Here is a 623-nt window from a genome sequence, read left to right on the forward strand (position 1 = left end):
CGTCAGGGACTCGTCGGTGACGCTGCCGTCACTGTCGGTAGCCTGCAGATCGAACACGTCTTCGACGCTGTCGCCGTCGGTGGCGCCGTCCAGCGTGTAGCTCCAGGTGTATTCGCCATCGTCACCCTGGGTGACCGTCAGCGTGCCGTGCTCACCCGCTACCGTGCCGCCGGTGGTGACGTTGGTGCCGTTGATGGTCAGCGTGCTCAGGCTGTCGTTGCCGGTGCCAACCGTGAAGCTGCCGGTGGTGATGTTCGAGCCATCACCGGCGTTGCTGCCACCCGGTAGGCCAGCTTCGTCAGCCGCTTCCGGCGTCGCGCCGAGGCTGAACGTGGGCTCGGAGTCGTCGGCCACCGTGACGGTCAGCTGCGCGGTGGAGTCATCGCCATCGCCGTCGGTCAGGGTGTAGTCGATCACGACCTCGCCTTCGTAGCCGGCTGTCGGCGTGAAGGTGATCCCGCCATTCTCTTCGAACGCGACCGTGCCCGCATCGCCGTAGCCTTCCGCCAGGCTCGCCGCCGTGACCGTGGCGCCGTCGGCGCCGGTGGTGTCGTTGGCGATGACGTCGTAGGTCACCGCAGTGTCTTCCGCCGTCTCGGTGCTGTCGTTACGCGCCGTCGGTT

1 protein-coding gene is annotated in these 623 nt (G+C 67.3%); it reads right to left on the bottom strand.

What is annotated here, in order from left to right; genetic code table 11:
* Positions 1-623, bottom strand: a 623-nt coding sequence (locus HVA01_RS17445) for an Ig-like domain-containing protein (RefSeq protein WP_170243548.1), incomplete at both ends; no start/stop codon positions are given.

It is taken from the genome of Halovibrio variabilis (assembly GCF_007991175.1).
GTDB classification, from domain to species: Bacteria; Pseudomonadota; Gammaproteobacteria; order Pseudomonadales; family Halomonadaceae; genus Vreelandella; species Vreelandella variabilis.